This is a genomic window from Streptomyces sp. NPDC049627, from assembly GCF_044465645.1.
GTDB lineage: Bacteria > Actinomycetota > Actinomycetes > Streptomycetales > Streptomycetaceae > Streptomyces.
In genome coordinates this window covers 197,347-214,414 of sequence record NZ_JBITLW010000005.1, presented here as the reverse complement: position 1 = coordinate 214,414, position 17,068 = coordinate 197,347, and the positions used below count along the sequence as shown (strand labels likewise).

The following is a 17,068-nucleotide window of genomic DNA, read 5'->3' as shown; positions in this document are numbered from 1 at the left end:
TGACGGTCATGGGCCAGGGCCCTGCCGGGACTTCGCCCTGCCCCCGGGTGATGCCTCCAAGCCCACCGCCCCGGCTCTGCACACGGCCGCCGACAGCGTCCGACCGCCCCCCTCCCGCCCACGCTGACCTGGGCGTTCAAGCGAACCAGGCCTACGATCGACGCATACGAGAGGGGGGACCGGATGGACCGGCACATTCGCTCGGTGGACGACGTACTCGAGCTCCTGGACGGCCTGTTCGCGCCGGACGCCGACCGCTGGACGGACCAGGGCGCCGACTGGTGGGACGGCTTCTACGCCGACCGTTCCAAGCCGGTGCCGTTCTTCGTGGCCAAACCGGACGAGAACCTCGTCTCCTACCTCGACCGCGGCCTGATCACCCCGGGCCGAGCCCTCGACCTGGGCTGCGGGCCCGGCCGCAACACCCTCCACCTGGCCGCGCGAGGCTTCGAGGTGGACGCCGTCGACCTGTCCCCGGCGGCCCTCGCCTGGGCAGGGGAGCGGTCGCGGGAGGCGGGGGTCGAGGCCCGGTTCCACTGCGGGGACGCCTTCGCCCTGGCCGGCACGGCACTGACCGGACCGTACGACCTCGTCTACGACTCCGGGTGCTTCCACCACCTGCCCCCGCACCGCCGGATCAGCTACCTGGCCCTGCTCGACCAAGTCCTCGCACCCGGCGGCCACTTCGCCCTCACCTGTTTCGCGTCCGGCGCCATGGGTTCGGAGCTGCCCGACGCCGAGTTCTACCGCCAGGCGCGCCTGGAGGGCGGCCTCGCCTACACGCCCGAATCCCTGCGCCGGATCTTCTCGGACCTCACGGAGATCGAGCTGCGCCGCATGCACGCCGAACCGGCCGGTTCACCGTGCTTCGGCGAGGACTTCCTGTGGACGGCGCTGTTCCAGCGGGGCTGAGCCGTCACAGGCTGCCAAGGCAGGGGCCCTGCCGCACGGCCCTACAGCCACCCCTGCTGCCGGGCCTCCCGCATCGCCTCCATCCGGTTGCGGGTGCCCGTCTTGCCGATGGCGGAGGAGAGGTAGTTGCGGACCGTGGACTCCGACAGGTGGAGCCTGGCCGCGATGTCGGCGACGGTCGCACCGTCCGCCGAGGCCTTGAGGACGTCACACTCGCGGGCGGTGAGGGGGTTCGGGCCGGCGCTCAGAGCGGCGGCGGCCAGGGCCGGATCGATCACCGTCTCGCCGGTCAGGACGCGACGGACGGCGACGGCGAGCTCCTCCACGGGGCCGTCCTTCACCAGGAAACCGGCGGCTCCGGCCTCCATGGCCCGGCGGAGATAGCCGGGGCGGCCGAAGGTCGTCAGGATCAGCACCCGGCAGTCGGGGGCCTGGTCGCGCAGTTCGGCGGCGGCGTCGAGGCCGCTCATGCCCGGGAGTTCGATGTCGAGGAGGGCGACATCGGGGCGGTGCGTGAGGGCGGCGTCCACGATCGCGTCGCCGGCCGACACCTGCGCCACGACCTCGATGTCCGGCTCCATCCCCAGCAGTAAGGCGAGCGCCCCGCGCATCATGCCCTGGTCCTCGGCGAGCAGGACCCTGATGGACTTGGCGGGCCGGTGATCCCGCGGCATGTCGTTCACGGGACCAGCGTAGAAGCAGTACGCCTGGTGGGAGCCGGGTTGGCGGCGCGGCTGCGGGAACACGGTCCGGGACACCGGGGCGCCCAGCATGGGAGTCGGTGAACGGGGCCCGACCTCGTTACTCGACTCGCCAGGACTCCAGGGGGGCCGGTGTTCCCTCTCGTCGAGAGGGGTTCTGCGCGTCGACCTCGCCCGCCAAGTCGGCTTCGCCCGCCCGCGCCGCCTCGCCCACCAACCCCACTTCCTCCGCGGGCAGTTCAGCCATCACCTCGAAGCCGCCCCGGGCACCCGCCCCCGCCCGCAGGAAGCCGCCCGCTGCCGCGAGGCGCTCCGTCAGGCCCTTGAGGCCCGTGCCGCCGACGGGGCCGGCGGGTTGTTGCGGGGCGCCGGTGCCGTTGTCGCGGATGGTCAGGTGGACGCGTTCCGACGTGCCCGCCACCGCGATCTCGCACCGGGTCGCCCCGCTGTGGCGGACCGCGTTGGTGACCGCCTCGCGGACCACCCAGCTCAGCAGGGTCTCGGTCGGGGCGGCGAGCGGCGGGCCCGAACGGCGCAGGACGGGCTCGATGCCGGCGGCTTCCAGCGCCGAGCGCGCCCGGTCGAGTTCCGTGCCCAGGCTGCCCTCGCGGTAACCCGTCACCGCCTCGCGGATCTCGGTCAGCGCCTGCCGGCCGACGGACTCGATGTCGGTGATCTGGGCGACCGCCGCGTCCACGTCCCGCGCGGCCAGCCGCCGCGCCGCCTCCGACTTCACCACGATCACCGACAGGGTGTGCCCGAGCAGGTCGTGCAGATCGCGGGAGAAGCGCAGACGCTCCTTCTCCACCGCCCGCCGGGCCAGTTCCTCGCGGGCGGCGCGCAGTTCCCGTACCGCCTCGGACAGGGACAGGATCGCCGCTGTCACCATCGTCGAGATCCAGGTCGCGTACGCGGTGTCGAGTCCGTCCCAGCCGTCGCGCAGGACGGCGGCCACGGCGGAGAGCAGGGTCACGGCCGCACCGACCGTGCGCAGCTGCGGCATCCGTACGACCGCGCCGGTGGCGAGGCCGAGCAGGGGGAAGAACAGCAGCCAGCTGCCGCCGTAGCCCATGCCGAGGCCGCAGGTCACCGCGGCCATGAGGCCCAGCGCCACCCGCGTGGAGGTGGCCTCGCGGGTCTCCTTCCGGAAGGCGCGGAAGGCGACGTAGATGTAGAGGGAGTTGAAGGCCAGCAGGCCCAGGGCGCCGATCCACGGGTTCGGCGTCGTGTCCTGGAAGAGGTTGGAGAAGGCGCCCATCCCCAGCAGCAGCCAGGGCAGGAGGGTGCGGCCGGTGGCCGGCGGGCCGAGGTGCTCCAGCCGCTCCCCGGCCTCACGCGCGGCACGCCGGTCGGCCTGGCACCGCGCCATGTCCTCGTCCTCCTTCCGGCGGGACATGTCCGCCCTCCAGCGGCCCATGTGCTCCCTCCCGCGGGCCATGTTCTTCCTCCAGTGCGCCCGCGCCCCCTGCCACGTCTGAACCCGGTACGACGCCTTGCGCAACCAGGACATCTCACTCCCCCGTCAGACGGTCCGCGCGGACCGTCGGTACGACATCACAGCGTAGGAACCGAACACCAGCAGCCAGAGGCTCAGTACCGCGACCGCACCCGGCGCCGGGGCACGGCCGTCCGCGACCGACGTGCCGAGCTGGGCGAAGCGGTAGGTGGGGGTGTACTCGGACAGGGCGCGCAGCCAGCCGGGGAACAGGGCCACCGGGAACCACAGGCCGCCGAGCACCGCAAGGCCCAGGTTGCACACCATGTTGGCGACGCCCGTCGTCTGCCCGGTCAGCCGGTAACCGTTGCCGAGGCCGAGCAAGGTGAAGGGGATCGAACCGAGCCAGAGCAGCAGCGCGATCGCCGCCCACTGCCAGACCGCCAGCCGTACCCCGTTGACGAGCCCGCCCGCCGCGAGCACCGCCACGATGGCCGGCAGCACGGTCACCGAGCCGGTCAGCGCCCGGCCGACGACGACCTGGCGCGGGGTCATCGGTGTCACCCGCAGCTGCCGCAGCCAGCCGATGGCCCGGTCCTCGGCGACCCCGCCACCGGTGTTGAGGGCGGAGCCGACGGCACCGTACCCGGCCATCCCGACCATGGCGGCGGTCCTCCAACTGCCGTCCACCGTACCGAGGTTGGTGAACAGCAGATACATCAGCACCGGCATCGCGATCCCGCCGACGACGAAGCCGACGTCGCGCAGCGTCCGGCGTACCTCCAGTCGCAGATAGTCCAGCATCACGCCGCCTCCGCCACTCCCGATTCAACTCGCGATTTCACTCGCGATTCCGCTCGCGAGTCCTCTCGCGCCGTAAGGGCCAGGAACGCGTCGTCCAGCGACGCCGGTGCGACCTCCAGGCCGCGGATCGCGCCGAGTTCGGCCAGCGCGACCACCGTCGCGTCGGGATCGTCCGTGCGCAGCCGCGCCCGGTCCCCGCGCACCTCCAACGACCGCACCCCCGGCAGCAGATGCAGCCCCTCGGTGCCGCGCCCCGCGAGGTCGAAGGCGACCAGGCCGCCGCCCACCGACCGCTTGAGCTGCTCAGCGGTGCCGTCCGCGACGATACGACCGCGGTCGATGACCACGATCCGGTCGGCGTAGGCGTCCGCCTCCTCGAGGTGATGCGTGGAGAACAGCACCGTGTGCCCGCGGCGCGCGTACGCCCGCATCGACGCCCAGAAGGCGTGCCGCGCCTCCACGTCCAGGGCGGCGGTGGGCTCGTCCAGGACCAGCAGCGAGGGGTTGCCGGCCAGCGCGACCGCGAACCGCACGCGCTGGGTCTGGCCGCCGGACAGCCGGTCCACCCGCCGCCCCGCCAGCTCGGCGATCCCGGCCAGCTCCAGGGCCTGCGCGACGGGCAGCGGCGCCGGGTAGCGGCCGGCGACGAAGGCGACCAGCTCGCGCACGGTGACCCGGGGCACGGCCCGCCCCTCCTGCAGCATGGCGCCGACCCGCCCGGCCCGCACCGCCCGCTGCGGGGACGCGCCGAAGAGCTCCACAGTGCCCTCGTCCGGTTCGTTCAGGCCGAGCAGCAGCGAGATCGCCGTCGACTTGCCGGCGCCGTTGCAGCCGAGGAGGGCCACGGTCTCGCCGGTCCTGATCCTGAGGTCGATGCCGTCGACGGCCCGCACCGCGCCGAAGGTCTTGACCGCGACTGTGAAGGCCACGGCCGTCTCTGTCCCCTGTGTCCCGCCCAGGACTTGCTGTGTCATGCCTACGACGCTACGAACGCGGGGCGCACCTGCGGCAGATGCGGTTGTACGGAGTCGGGCAGTACAAATGTCACGGCCACGGAACTGACACAGCGTCAGGAGCCTTCACAACTGTGGTGGGCTCGGCTATACAGAGGGCGCCGGACTGGAACGCGTTCTAGACCGCGGGTTCTGGACGGCCCCGTGAACGACCTCGGTGCGGCCGACGGTGCGGACGGCCGTACCGAGGTCTCCGATCCTCAGGGAGCCGCATGCCCATCGACGCAGCCAAGGCCCTCGCCGCCGAGCCCCGGACCGGCGAGATCTCCTGGAACTCCAAGGACGTCCAGCTCTACCACCTCGGGATCGGGGCGGGCGTGCCCGCCACCGACCCCGACGAACTGCGCTACACCCTGGAGTCCCGGCTGCACGTCCTGCCGAGCTTCGCCACCGTCGCGGGCTCCGGCTCGCCGGGCGTGATCAGCAGCCTGTCCATGCCGGGCATCGAGGTCGACCTGGCCAAGGTCCTGCACGGCGGCCAGTCGCTCACCGTCCACCGCCCGATCCCGGCGGGCGGCACCGCCACCGCCACCGGCCGCATCGCCGCCGTGTACGACAAGGGCAAGGCGGCCGTCCTCGTCATGCGCACGGACGTCGCCGACGCCGACGGCCCGCTGTGGACCAACGACGCGCAGATCTTCGTACGCGGCGAAGGCGGCTGGGGCGGTGACCGCGGCCCCTCCACCCGCCTCGAACCCCCCGTCGGCGACCCCGAGCGCACCGTCGAGCGGCCCGTCCGCGAGGACCAGGCCCTGCTCTACCGCCTCTCCGGCGACTGGAACCCGCTGCACGCCGACCCCGAGTTCGCCAAGGTCGCCGGGTTCGAGCGGCCCATCCTGCACGGGCTGTGCACCTACGGCATCACGCTCAAGGCGGTCGTCGACACGCTGCTCGGCGGGGACGTGAGCCGGGTGCGGTCCTACGGCACGCGGTTCGCGGGGGTCGTGTATCCGGGGGAGACCCTGCGGATCCGCATGTGGCGGCCGGACGGAGGCACGGTGCGGGTCGCCGTGAGCGCGGTCCAGCGGGACGACGCGCCCGTCCTCGCCGACACCGTCGTCACGCACACCTGACGTCGAACAACAGCTGAGACCTGAACGCCGTACGAGGGGAGCCGCACCATGCGCGCAGCCGTACTGCACGAGATCGGCCAGGACAAGCTCGACGTCCTCGACGACGTCGAGGCGGTGGGGTTCGGGCCCGGCAGGGTGAGGGTCCGGGTGCGGGCCACCGGGCTGTGTCACTCGGACCTGTCCGCGATGGCGGGCGTACTGCCGCAGCCGGCGCCCTTCGTGCCCGGCCACGAGGGGGCCGGGGAGATCCTCGAAGTCGGCGAGGGCGTGAGCCACTTGAAGCCCGGCGACCGGGTCGTCGTGTGCTGGCTGCCCGCCTGCGGTGCCTGCCCCGCCTGCAAGCGCGGGCAGACCGAGCTGTGCCTGGCCGGGTTCATGAACGCCGGTACCCCCAACTTCAAGCGCCCCGGCGGTGACGTCTTCGGGTTCGCCGGCACCGGCACCTTCGCCGAGGAGGTCGTCGTCGACGCCGGCTGCGCGGTGCCGATCCCCGACGACGTGCCCTTCGACATCGCCGCCCTCATCGGCTGCGGGGTCACCACAGGACTCGGCGCCGCGCTCAACACCGCCGACGTGGAGGCCGGTTCGTCGGTCGCCGTCATAGGGTGCGGCGGCGTCGGCATCTCCGCGATCCAGGGTGCGCGGCTCAAGGGCGCCGCCGAGATCGTCGCCGTCGACCCGGTCGCCGCGCGCCGCGAGTCGGCCCTCGAGTTCGGCGCCACCAGGGCGGTCGCGCCGGACGAACTGGCCGAGGCCAAGCAGCAGGTCACCGCGGGCGAGGGCTTCGACTACGTCTTCGAGGTCGTCGGCAAGTCCGCCACCGCCAGGACGGCGTACGAGAACACGCGGCGCGGCGGCACGCTCGTGATCGTCGGCGCGGGCGCCATGGACGACTTCCTCCAGCTCAACATGTTCGAGCTGTTCTTCGACGAGAAGCGGATCCTGCCGTCCATGTACGGCGGCGGCGACGTCCTGCGCTCCTACGAGCGCACCATCGCCCTGTGGCGCGCCGGCCGGATCGACCTGGCGGGCCTGATCACCCACCGCGTACCGCTCGCCGACATCAACGAGGCCCTGGACCAGATGCGCACGGGCACGGCGCTGCGTACGTGCATCGAGATCTGACGGGAGTGTCCGTGTCACTGCCACTAGAGGGACTGTCCGCCGTCGTCACCGGCGCCGGCCGCGGTCTGGGCCGGGCCGAGGCGCTCGAACTCGCCCGGCTCGGGGCGGCCGTCGTCGTCAACGACTACGGACAGTCCGGCCGGGACGGCTCCGGGGAGGCTTCCACCGGACCCGCCGAGGAGGTCGCCGCCGAGATCCGGAAGGCGGGCGGCAAGGCGCTCGCCCACACCGGGGACGTCGCCGACTTCCAACAGGCGGGCGAGCTGGTCGAAGGGGCGATCGCCGAGTTCGGCAAGCTGGACATCCTGGTCAACAACGCGGGCATCCTGCGCGACCGCATGGTCTTCTCCATGGCGGAGGAGGAGTGGGACTCGGTGATCCGCGTCCACCTCAAAGGCCACTTCAACACCATCCGCTTCGCCGCCGCACACTGGCGCGAGCGGTCCAAGGCGGCGGGAGGCCCGGTGTACGGGCGGATCGTGAACACCTCGTCGGAGGCGTTCCTCGCCGGGTCCGCCGGACAGCCCAACTACGCGGCGGCGAAGGGCGGAATCGTCGGCCTCACCACCTCCACCGCCCTCGCCCTCGCGAAGTACGGCGTCACCGCCAACGCCATCTGCCCGCGCGCCCGCACCCGCATGACCGAGGACGTCTTCGCCGGCCTGGAGCGGCCGGAGGACGGACTGGACCCCCTCGCCCCCGAGCATGTCGCCCCGCTCGTCGGCTACCTGGCCTCGCCGGCCGCCGCCCGGATCAACGGTCAGCTGCTCGTCGCGCACGGCGGCATGGTGGCGGTCGTCGAACGGCCCCGGGTGCAGGCGAAGTTCGACAGTAAGCAGGCGGCGTTCACCTACGACGAGCTGGACGCCGTACTCGGTCAGCACTACGCGGCACGGCCCCAGGGAGAAACGTTCGGCGCGGCGGAAGTGCTGGGCCTGAAAAGGGCGTAGATCTGAAGAGGGCGTAGACCTGAGAAGGGCGTAGAACGGGAACGGCCCCTGCTCCTCGGGAGGAACAGGGGCCGCGCGGCGTCAGGCTGCCGTCTCGGTCTCCTCGACCTGCTTGCGGTGACGGCCGCGAGGGGCCGTCTCGCTGTCGTGGGCCGAGACAGGACCCCGGTGCCTGCCGTGACCGGCGGCCTCCTGGACGTCGGACGACGGCTGGGTCGTGCTGGCGTTGCTCATCGGTAAAGCTCACCCCGTCAACATGATCTTTCAAACAGCCGGGCGAGTTTAACCGGCGCCCCACGGACCGAATCCAGGCAGACGCACCAACCGGCACTACTTCGTTACAAGATTGCCCAACGGCGCTTGCTGCAAGGGCACGGGGCGCGCGGGCGCGGGGGTCGAAGGGGTCTCTGTGGGTGCCTCGGCATGTCGTTGGCCGTGTGCGGCGCCGTCGTGGTCGATCGCGCCCGCGCGGCGGTAGCCGCAATTCGGATCCGGCCCCGCGCCCCTTTGGGGCGCTTCCCACCGCGCCACTCCACAGGGCACCGCACCCGTGGCGTACGGCAGGTGCAGCACCCCGTCCCGCGTCCAGAACCCCGCCCCCGCCAACCACCCTTCGGGCGCCGCGAGATGACGGACCTGCCGTTCCGCCGGCCGCCACACGCCGACCCAGCTCCCCACCGGCCCGTCGATGCGCAGCGCCACCCCGCAGCTCTCCGGCGTCAGCACCTGCCCCGGCTGGATTGCGAACGGTGTCACCCTGCAGTCCGCCATCCGCAGGCACTCCGGGAAACGCACCGGAAGCGTGCTGCCCAGCACCCCCCAGCCCAGCCGTCCCTGTCCCGGCGAGGGAGCGTCCGAGCGGATCAGCAGCAGCCCGCTGTCCGGGTCGGCGAGCAGCACCCGGTCGTCGCTGGCGTCCGTGATCTGCAGCAGCGGCGACACCTCGCCGCCCCGCTCCAGGTCCACCACGACGGCCTTCGTACGGCCCCCCGACTCACGGTCGAGGGCCAGCATCCGCCCGCCCCGGTCCAGCCACGCCCCACCCGAGCAGCGCCCCGGCACCCGAGCGACCTGCTCCGGCCCGGAGGCTCCCCCCGCCACCAGCCACACCGCGCTGGAGCTCCGGCCCACCGCGAGGGCGTACGCCTGGTCGCCGCCCGGCGCCGGGGGCAGCATCCGCAGCCGGGCCTCCTCGTCCGGGCACGGCACGGCGCCCAGCGGCAGCTCACCGGTGCCGGGCCCGGTCGGGTACAGCAGCGAGAAGACGTGCCGTCCGTCGGTGCGGCGGCGGATCAGGACCCGGCCGTCGCCCATGGGCTGCACCTCGGTGCCGGGCTCCTCCGGCTGATGGGCGGGCAGGGGCACGGCGTAGGGCTCGGGGCTGTCCAGGGTCCAGCGCTCCGGGAACCAGCAGTCGCCGTCCAGCGCGAGGCGGGCGGCGTAGGAACCGTCCGCCGTGATGGTGCAGCCCGCCCGAGGCAAGTCGCCGTCCTCGTGCTCAGCCGCAGGCTCGATCGCACAGGCCGTCATGGTCCGGTCACCTCCGGTCCCGAAGCTAGTTTTCGCACGCACAGGCGTGGGATCGGCGGCATCCGTTTCACACAAAGGGGTGGCACAGGAACGATTCGCCTGAGGGAACGAGGGCGATTGTGCTGAGCGGGCCCAGGCCTGGCAGGTGCAGCCGCCCGGACCCGAACCCGCGGTGATCCCGCAGCTCCGGCGCCGGTACAGCCGTACGGAGCAGCCAGGTAGCCTGTCCCTCGTGCCCCGTCTCTCTGAAGTCATCGCCGCGCTGGAGAACCTGTGGCCCGCCGAGCGGGCCGAGTCCTGGGACGCGGTCGGCACCGTCGCGGGCGACCCCGACCAGGAGGTCACCCGGGTCCTGTTCGCCGTCGACCCGGTCCAGGAGATCGTGGACGAGGCGGTGAAGCTGGGCGCCGACCTGCTGGTCACCCACCACCCGCTCTACCTCCGCGGCACGACGACGGTCGCGGCCTCCACCTTCAAGGGCCGGGTCGTCCACACGCTGATCAAGAACGACATCGCCCTGCACGTCGCGCACACCAACGCGGACACCGCCGACCCGGGCGTCAGCGACGCGCTGGCCGGTGCCCTGGACCTGCGGGTCGTACGCCCGCTGGTGCCGGACGCGAGTGATCCGGAGGGCCGTAGGGGGCTGGGCCGCATCTGCGAGCTCGACCACCCCCTCACCGTCCGGGAACTCGCCGCCCGCGCCGCCGAACGCCTGCCCGCCACCGCGCAGGGCATCCGCGTGGCCGGCGACCCCGAGGCGGTCGTACGGACGATCGCCGTGAGCGGCGGCAGTGGCGACAGCCTCTTCGACGAGGTCCGGGCGGCCGGCGTCGACGCCTTCCTCACCGCGGACCTCCGCCACCACCCGGCGTCCGAGGCCGTGGCCCACAGTCCTCTCGCGCTGCTCGACGCGGCGCACTGGGCCACCGAATGGCCCTGGTGCGAGCTGGCCGCAGCCCAGCTCGACGAGATCTCCGACCGTCATGGCTGGGACCTGCGCGTCCACGTCTCCAAGACGGTCACCGACCCCTGGACCGCCCACGCGGCGTCCAACCCGCCCACTAGTACTACGGGAGCCCCCAACTGAACGCCGCGCCGGCCGACCAGATCCGACTCCTCGACGTCCAGGCCCTCGACGTCCGCCTGCAGCAGCTCGCGCACCGGCGGAGGTCCCTGCCCGAGCACGCCGAGATCGAGACGCTGACCAAGGACCACACGCAGCTGCGCGACCTGCTCGTGGCCGCGCAGACCGAGGAGAGCGACTGCGCCCGCGAGCAGACCAAGGCCGAGCAGGACGTGGACCAGGTGCGCCAGCGCGCCGCCCGCGACCAGCAGCGCCTGGACTCCGGTGCCGTCACCTCGCCCAAGGACCTGGAGAACCTCCAGCACGAGATCGCCTCCCTCGCCAAGCGCCAGGGCGACCTGGAGGACGTCGTCCTGGAGGTCATGGAGCGCCGTGAGTCCGCGCAGGAGCGGGTGAACGAGCTGACCGAGCGCGTGGCGTCCGTCCAGTCGAAGATCGACGACGCGACGGCCCGCCGGGACGCCGCGTTCGAGGAGATCGACGGCGAGGTCGCGACGGTCACCAAGGAGCGCGAGGTCATCGCGGGCGCCGTCCCCGCCGACCTGCTCAAGCTCTACGACAAGCTGCGCGAGCAGCAGGGCGGCATCGGCGCGGCCAAGCTGTACCAGCGCACCTGCCAGGGCTGCCGCCAGGAGCTCGCCATCACCGAGCTGAACGAGATCCGTTCGGCCGCGCCGGACACGGTGGTGCGCTGCGAGAACTGCCGCCGGATCCTGGTGCGTACGGCTGAGTCGGGTCTGTAGGACCCGGTACGTGAGGGGCTCGGGCCCCGGTAAGTAAGGGGCTTTGGTCGTGCGGGAGTTCATCGTCGAGGCCGACGGCGGGTCACGGGGCAACCCGGGGCCGGCGGGCTACGGATCCGTGGTGAAGGACGCGGCCACGGGGGAGACCCTGGTGGAGGCGGCCGAGTACATCGGCGTCGCCACGAACAACGTGGCCGAGTACCGGGGCCTGCTCGCCGGCCTGCGTGCCGCCCACGAACTCGACCCCACGGCCACGGTCCACGTCCGCATGGACTCCAAGCTGGTCATCGAGCAGATGACGGGCCGCTGGAAGATCAAGCACCCCGACATGAAGCCGCTGGCGGCAGAGGCGGCACGGGCCTTCCCCGTTCCGCAGGTGACGTACGAGTGGATCCCGAGGGAGCAGAACAAGCACGCGGACCGGCTGGCGAACGAGGCCATGGACGCCGGGAAGCGCGGGGAACAGTGGTCGGCGTCGACCTCGACGGCGGAGCTGGCGGCGGCTGACGCGAAGGCGGCCGCCAGGGCTGTATCCGCATCGGCATCGGCATCCGAGCCGTCCGGCCCGCCGGGAGACGCCGCCGCGGGCGCGGCACGGGCACGGGCGGCGCTGGCGGAGGGGCGGACTTCGGCGGCTCCGTCCGCCTCGAAGGCCGAGGCCGACATCAGGGCCGCGCGCACCGTGGCCACCCCCTCGTCCGGCTGGGCTCCCGCCGACATGGGGGCTCCGGCCACCTTCGTCCTGCTCCGGCACGGCGAGACTCCCCTCACCCCGCAGAAGCGGTTCTCCGGCAGCGGCGGTACCGACCCGTCCCTCTCCGAGGTCGGCCGGGAGCAGGCCGAGCGCGTGGGTGCCGCCCTCGCCCGGCGGGGCACCATCGAGGCGATCGTGGCGTCGCCGCTCACCCGCACCCGGGAGACCGCCGGCATCGTCGCCGCCCGCCTCGGTCTCGACGTGACCATCGACGACGGCCTGCGCGAGACGGACTTCGGCGCCTGGGAGGGGCTCACCTTCGGCGAGGTCCGCGAACGCTACCCGGACGACCTCAGCGCCTGGCTGGCCGACCCGGAGGCCCGCCCCACCGGCGACGGTGAGAGCTTCGCGGCGACCGCCACCCGCATAGCCGCCACCCGCGACAAGCTGATCGCGGCGTACACCGGCCGCACGGTCCTCCTCGTCACGCACGTCACCCCGATCAAGACGTTCGTACGCCTCGCCCTGGGCGCCCCGCCCGAGTCCCTGTTCCGCATGGAACTGTCGGCGGCCTCCCTTTCGGCGATCGCGTACTACGCCGACGGCAACGCCAGCGTCCGCCTGGTCAACGACACGTCACACCTGCGCTGAGCCCCGCGGCCTCGCGGGCCAGCGCCTCGACGCGCCCCCAGTCACGGGCGGCGACCGCGTCCTGCGGGAGCATCCAACTGCCGCCCACACAGCCGACGTTGGGCAGGGCAAGGTAGGCGGGCGCCGTGGCCGGGCCGATCCCGCCCGTCGGACAGAACCGCGCCTGCGGCAATGGCCCGTACAGCGACTTGAGATACGCCGTACCGCCCGCCGCCTCGGCCGGGAAGAACTTCATCTCCCGCACCCCGCGCTCCAGCAGCGCCACCACCTCGGACGTGGTCGACACCCCCGGCAGATACGGCACGCCGGACCCGTGCATGGCATCGAGCAGTACGTCCGTCCAGCCGGGGCTGACCAGAAACCGCGCCCCCGCCGAGGCCGCCTCCGCCACCTGCTCCGGCGTGATCACCGTGCCCGCCCCCACCACCGCGTCCGGCACCGCGTCCGCGATCGCCCGTATCGCCTCAGGCGCGGCCGGCGTCCGCAACGTCACCTCGATGGCGGGCAGCCCACCCGCGACCAGCGCCCGGGCCAGCGGTACGGCGTCGGAGGGGTCGTCGACCACGACCACGGGGACGACGGGCGCGAGATCCAGAACTGAGGCCATGGCCTCATCCTGCCGATGGCAAGCAGCATGCGCAAAGGTCATTGCGCATGCTGCAATCGCTGGCTGGAGTCCGGTCAGTGGATCTCCGCCACCAGCACATCCAGCGTCCACGCCTTCCCGGCCTTCGCCGGCGCGTCCACCTCCACCTCGTACCCGAGGTCCCGCAACGCCTCCACGAGCTCAGCCGGCCCCTCGGGCGCGGCCCCCGCCGACAGCAGACTCCGTACGATCCGCCCCTTCGTCGCCTTGTTGAAGTGGCTGACGACCTTCCGGGTCGGCGCGTGCAGCACCCGCACCGTCGCCGTCCGCCCGGCCACCTCGCCCTTCGGCTTCCACGCCGCCGCGTACGCCGACGACCGCAGATCGAGCACGAGCCCGTCCCCGGCGGCCGCGGGCAGCACCTCCGCCATCGGCGCCCGCCAGTGCGCGCCGAGCGCCCCGAGGCCGGGGAGCTTCACGCCCATCGAGCACCGATAGGAGGGGATCTTGTCGGTGACCCCGACAGCCCCCCACAGCCCGGAGAACACCAGAAGCGAACGACCCGCCCGCCTCTTCGCGGCCGCGTCCAGCGATGCCAGGTCGAGGGCGTCGTACAGCACACCGGTGTAGATCTCCCCGGCGGGCCGCGCCCCCGCGGTCCGCAGCCCGGCGTTCTTGGCGACCTCGCCCCGCAGCCCCTCGCTCAGCCCGAGGACGTCCCGCGCCTTGTCCTCGTCGCCGCAGCACAGCTCGACCAGCTCACCCAGCACGGCCTCACGGGCCTCGGTGAGCCCGGGCAGCGACAGCGACTCCAGCTTCAGCGGGGCACCCCGGCCGGACGAGGCCTTCCCCTCGGAAGGCGGCAGCAGGACAAGCACACGTACTCCTTCGATCGAACTCCGCCACAGGGTACGGCGTGCCGTGCGGCGCCCCCGTTCCGCGGCGTGCCACCCGGCGCCTCGGTCCTATGGCGTGCCGTGTGGTGGCTTCGTCCGGTGGCGTGTCGTGTGGTGGCTTCGTCCGGTGGCGTGTCGTGTGGTGGCTTCGTCCGGTGGCGTGTCGTGTGGTGGCTTCGTCCGGCGGTGTGTCCTGTGGTGGCCTCGTCCGGCGGTGTGTCGTGTGGTGGCCTCGTCCCGTGGCGTGTCGTGTGGTGGCCTCGTCCCGCGGTGTGCCGCCTGGTGCCCTCGTCCCACGGCGTGCCGCCCGGCGCCCACCGCCCTACGGTGGCTGTATGCCCCGCCGCCCCATCCTTGTGACCGGCGCCCCCGAGGGCCCGCTGCGGGCCGCGCTCGCCGCGCTGCGCGCCAAGCTTCACGTCCCGGCGGACTTCCCGCCCGAGGTGCTCGAGGCCGCCGAGCAGGCCGCGCGGGCGCCGGTGCTGCCGGAGCACGACGCCACCGACATCCCCTTCTTCACGATCGACCCGCCGGGCTCCACCGACCTGGACCAGGCGATGCACCTGTCCCGGCAGGGCACCGGCTACCGCGTCCGGTACGCCATCGCCGACGTCGCCGCCTTCGTCGTACCCGACGGGCCGCTGGACAAGGAGGCGCAACGGCGGGTGACGACTCTGTACTTCCCCGACCTCCGCATCCCGCTGCACCCGCAGGCGCTCAGCGAGGACGCCGCGAGCCTGCTGCCCGAGCGGACCCGCCCGGCCGCACTGTGGACGATCGACCTCGACGCGAGCGGCCGTACGGTCGCCGTCGACGTCCGCCGCGCTCTGGTCCGCAGCCGGGCCAGGCTCGACTACGCGGGCGTACAGGCGCGGATCGACGCCGGTACGGCGGAGGAGCCCCTGGTCCTGCTCAAGACGATCGGCCTGCTGCGCGAGCAGCTGGAGATCGAACGCGGCGGCATCTCGCTGCGCGTCCCCGACCAGGAGATCACCGAACGGGACCACACCTACGAGCTGAGCTACCGCGCCCCGCTCCCGGTCGAGGGTTGGAACGAGCAGCTCTCCCTGCTCACCGGCATGGCCGCCGCCCAGCTGATGCTGGCGCACGGCACGGGCATCCTGCGCACCCAGGAACCGACCACGGCCGGCAAGCTCGACGAACTGCGCCGCACCGCGCACGCCCTGCACATCGACTGGCCGCACCACGTGTCGTACGCCCAGCTGCTGCGCTCCCTCGACCCGGGCACACCGCGCCACGCGGCCTTCCTCCAGGCCTGCACCGGCCTGATGAACCGCGCCAAGTACACGGTCTTCCAGGGCGGCCACCCCCCGCAGCAGACCACCCACGCCGCCGTCGCCGCGCCCTACGCGCACTGCACGGCCCCGCTGCGCCGCCTCGTCGACCGGTACGCCACCGAGATCTGCCTCGCCGCCGTCGCCGGCCGGGAGCCACCCGGCTGGGTACTCACCGCGCTCCCGACCGTGCGGCAGCGGATGGCCGAGGGCGGCAGGAGGGCGGGCGACATCGAGCGCAACTGCGTCGACCTCGTGGAGGCCGCCGTGCTCAAGGACCGGGTGGGCGAGGTCTTCGAGGGCTGCGTGGTCGAGCGGGAGCACCCGGGGCACGACGGCAAGGTGGAACCCGGCGTCGTACAACTGGCGTCCCCGGCGGTCATCGGCGACATCACGGAAATGCCCCAGGACTCCCTCGGCGAGCGCCGCCAGGTCCGTCTCACCCGGGCGGACATGGAGGTGCCGACGGTGAGCTTCGCGCTCGCCTGAACCACTGGAGGGGGAAGCCTCCTTGACGGCTAACAGCGTTAGCGTACGGTGTGGCTAACGACGTTAGCCGGAGGTCTCCATGAGCACGGACAGCACGGCCACTCGGACCACATCCCCCCTCACGCTGATCCGCCGCACGGCTTGGCTCGCGTGCGCGCTGTTCTGGTCGGCCTTCGCGGTGCTGGAGGCGGTCAACCACGGCTGGCTCGCCGGCGGACTGGCGCTGCTGTTCTTCGTGCTGCCGGACATCGGCTTCCTCGTCGGCATGGAGGACGCGCCCCGCATGGCCAAGGGCCAGTTGCCGCCGCGTGCCGTGCCGTACTACAACGCGCTGCACCGGCCCCTGGTCCCGCTGGCGCTGATGGTGCTGTACGCGGTCGGGCCCTTCGCCTGGGCGCCGCTGTTCGCGGCCCTGTGCGGCTGGCTCGCGCACATCTCGTACGACCGTGCCTTCGGTTACGCGCTGCGTACGAAGGAGGGCTTCCGCATGAAGGAAGGCTTCCGCATGAAGGAGAGCGTCCGTATGAGGAAGGGCTTCCGGCGTGGCTGACACCCCTGTGCCCGACCGTCTCCTCCCACGGGCCCGGCAGATCGCGGGCGTGGCCCGGGAGATCCTGGAGGAGTCCGGGCCTGCCGCCCTCACCATGCGGACGCTGGCCGACCGCCTGGGCATCAAGGCGCCGTCCCTCTACAAGCACTTCCCGGACAAGCACGCCGTGGAGGTGGAGCTGACGGCCCAGCTGCTGGAGGAGTCGGCGGCGGCCTTGGAGGCGGCCGAGGCACGCGCCCCCGGCTCGCTGGCCGTGCTGGCGGAGGCCTACCGCACCTACGCCGTGGCCCACCCCCACTTGTACTGCCTGGCCACCGAACGCCCCCTGCCCCGCGCCCTGCTCCCGGCCGGCCTGGAGGACCGGGCGGCGGCCCCGCTGATGCGGGCGTGCGGCGGTGACGTGGACCTGGCCCGCGCGGTGTGGGCCTTCGCGCACGGCATGGTCATCCTGGAGATCCACGGCAGGTTTCCGGGAGACGCCGACCTGGACGCGGCGTGGGGGCGGGGGTTGAAGGCGTTGCGTTCCTGAGGCGG

Annotated in this window: 18 protein-coding genes; 10 read left to right on the top strand and 8 right to left on the bottom strand. The window is 72.7% G+C overall.

The window, feature by feature from the left end:
- The first annotated feature begins 183 nt into the window (after positions 1-183).
- Positions 184-912, top strand: a complete 729-nt coding sequence (locus ACIBU0_RS15445) for a class I SAM-dependent methyltransferase (protein WP_398817449.1) — start codon at positions 184-186, stop codon at positions 910-912.
- Between the two features lie 41 nt (positions 913-953).
- Here the strand turns inward: ACIBU0_RS15445 and ACIBU0_RS15440 are convergent, their stop codons facing one another.
- The 4 genes from ACIBU0_RS15440 to ACIBU0_RS15425 all read right to left on the bottom strand — a co-directional run bounded on the left by ACIBU0_RS15440 (position 954) and on the right by ACIBU0_RS15425 (position 4,826).
- Positions 954-1,586, bottom strand: a complete 633-nt coding sequence (locus ACIBU0_RS15440) for a response regulator (RefSeq protein ID WP_398818289.1) — start codon at positions 1,584-1,586, stop codon at positions 954-956.
- Positions 1,587-1,713: 127 nt separating this feature from the next.
- Complete coding sequence (locus ACIBU0_RS15435; protein WP_398817446.1) at positions 1,714-3,123, bottom strand: sensor histidine kinase; 1,410 nt, start codon at positions 3,121-3,123, stop codon at positions 1,714-1,716.
- A 12-nt stretch (positions 3,124-3,135) separates the two neighbouring features.
- Positions 3,136-3,852 carry an ABC transporter permease gene (locus ACIBU0_RS15430; protein WP_398817444.1) on the bottom strand — a complete coding sequence of 239 codons (717 nt, stop codon included), beginning with the start codon at positions 3,850-3,852 and terminating at the stop codon, positions 3,136-3,138.
- Positions 3,852-4,826: an ABC transporter ATP-binding protein gene (locus ACIBU0_RS15425; RefSeq protein ID WP_398817441.1), complete on the bottom strand. Its 975-nt coding sequence runs from the start codon at positions 4,824-4,826 to the stop codon at positions 3,852-3,854. The genes ACIBU0_RS15430 and ACIBU0_RS15425 overlap by 1 nt, the downstream gene beginning before the upstream one ends.
- Positions 4,827-5,077: 251 nt before the next feature.
- On the opposite strand from ACIBU0_RS15425, the gene ACIBU0_RS15420 reads away from it, so the two are divergent.
- The 3 genes from ACIBU0_RS15420 to ACIBU0_RS15410 are packed head-to-tail and all read left to right on the top strand — an operon-like array spanning position 5,078 to position 8,013.
- Positions 5,078-5,938: a MaoC/PaaZ C-terminal domain-containing protein gene (locus ACIBU0_RS15420; protein ID WP_398817438.1), complete on the top strand. Its 861-nt coding sequence runs from the start codon at positions 5,078-5,080 to the stop codon at positions 5,936-5,938.
- Between the two features lie 48 nt (positions 5,939-5,986).
- Positions 5,987-7,063, top strand: coding sequence for a Zn-dependent alcohol dehydrogenase (locus ACIBU0_RS15415; protein ID WP_398817435.1), 1,077 nt, complete (start codon positions 5,987-5,989; stop codon positions 7,061-7,063).
- Between the two features lie 11 nt (positions 7,064-7,074).
- Positions 7,075-8,013, top strand: a complete 939-nt coding sequence (locus tag ACIBU0_RS15410; protein WP_398817432.1) for a 3-oxoacyl-ACP reductase — start codon at positions 7,075-7,077, stop codon at positions 8,011-8,013.
- An 81-nt stretch (positions 8,014-8,094) separates the two neighbouring features.
- Here ACIBU0_RS15410 and ACIBU0_RS15405 read toward each other — a convergent pair whose 3' ends face one another.
- Positions 8,095-8,247: a hypothetical protein gene (locus ACIBU0_RS15405; RefSeq protein WP_398817429.1), complete on the bottom strand. Its 153-nt coding sequence runs from the start codon at positions 8,245-8,247 to the stop codon at positions 8,095-8,097.
- A 96-nt stretch (positions 8,248-8,343) separates the two neighbouring features.
- Entirely contained in the window at positions 8,344-9,543 is a 1,200-nt protein-coding gene (locus ACIBU0_RS15400) for a hypothetical protein (protein ID WP_398817426.1), read from the bottom strand.
- Positions 9,544-9,775: 232 nt separating this feature from the next.
- Here ACIBU0_RS15400 and ACIBU0_RS15395 point away from each other — a divergent pair, with 232 nt between their 5' ends.
- From ACIBU0_RS15395 to ACIBU0_RS15385, 3 genes are read left to right on the top strand one after another with little or no spacing between them, the layout of a single operon-like run.
- On the top strand, positions 9,776-10,633 hold the full coding sequence (locus tag ACIBU0_RS15395; RefSeq protein ID WP_398817423.1) for a Nif3-like dinuclear metal center hexameric protein: 858 nt from the start codon (positions 9,776-9,778) through the stop codon (positions 10,631-10,633).
- Positions 10,630-11,373 carry a zinc ribbon domain-containing protein gene (locus ACIBU0_RS15390; protein WP_398818286.1) on the top strand — a complete coding sequence of 248 codons (744 nt, stop codon included), beginning with the start codon at positions 10,630-10,632 and terminating at the stop codon, positions 11,371-11,373. Before ACIBU0_RS15395 ends, ACIBU0_RS15390 begins: the two co-directional genes overlap by 4 nt.
- Positions 11,374-11,422: 49 nt before the next feature.
- Complete coding sequence (locus ACIBU0_RS15385; RefSeq protein ID WP_398817420.1) at positions 11,423-12,718, top strand: bifunctional RNase H/acid phosphatase; 1,296 nt, start codon at positions 11,423-11,425, stop codon at positions 12,716-12,718.
- Here the strand turns inward: ACIBU0_RS15385 and eda are convergent.
- Positions 12,693-13,325: a bifunctional 4-hydroxy-2-oxoglutarate aldolase/2-dehydro-3-deoxy-phosphogluconate aldolase gene (gene eda, locus ACIBU0_RS15380; RefSeq protein ID WP_398817418.1), complete on the bottom strand. Its 633-nt coding sequence runs from the start codon at positions 13,323-13,325 to the stop codon at positions 12,693-12,695. The two genes, ACIBU0_RS15385 and eda, sit on opposite strands and share 26 nt — an antisense overlap.
- Positions 13,326-13,399: 74 nt before the next feature.
- Positions 13,400-14,182, bottom strand: a complete 783-nt coding sequence (gene yaaA, locus ACIBU0_RS15375) for a peroxide stress protein YaaA (RefSeq protein ID WP_398817416.1) — start codon at positions 14,180-14,182, stop codon at positions 13,400-13,402.
- A gap of 353 nt (positions 14,183-14,535) precedes the next feature.
- Here yaaA and ACIBU0_RS15370 point away from each other — a divergent pair, with 353 nt between their 5' ends.
- The 3 genes from ACIBU0_RS15370 to ACIBU0_RS15360 all read left to right on the top strand — a co-directional run bounded on the left by ACIBU0_RS15370 (position 14,536) and on the right by ACIBU0_RS15360 (position 17,063).
- Positions 14,536-15,984: an RNB domain-containing ribonuclease gene (locus ACIBU0_RS15370; protein ID WP_398817413.1), complete on the top strand. Its 1,449-nt coding sequence runs from the start codon at positions 14,536-14,538 to the stop codon at positions 15,982-15,984.
- Positions 15,985-16,063: 79 nt separating this feature from the next.
- The gene (locus ACIBU0_RS15365) at positions 16,064-16,534 is read left to right on the top strand and encodes a DUF4260 family protein (RefSeq protein ID WP_398817410.1); all 471 of its coding nucleotides are present in this window, start codon (positions 16,064-16,066) and stop codon (positions 16,532-16,534) included.
- Positions 16,527-17,063, top strand: coding sequence for a TetR/AcrR family transcriptional regulator (locus ACIBU0_RS15360; RefSeq protein WP_398817407.1), 537 nt, complete (start codon positions 16,527-16,529; stop codon positions 17,061-17,063). Before ACIBU0_RS15365 ends, ACIBU0_RS15360 begins: the two co-directional genes overlap by 8 nt.
- Positions 17,064-17,068: the final 5 nt, after the last annotated feature.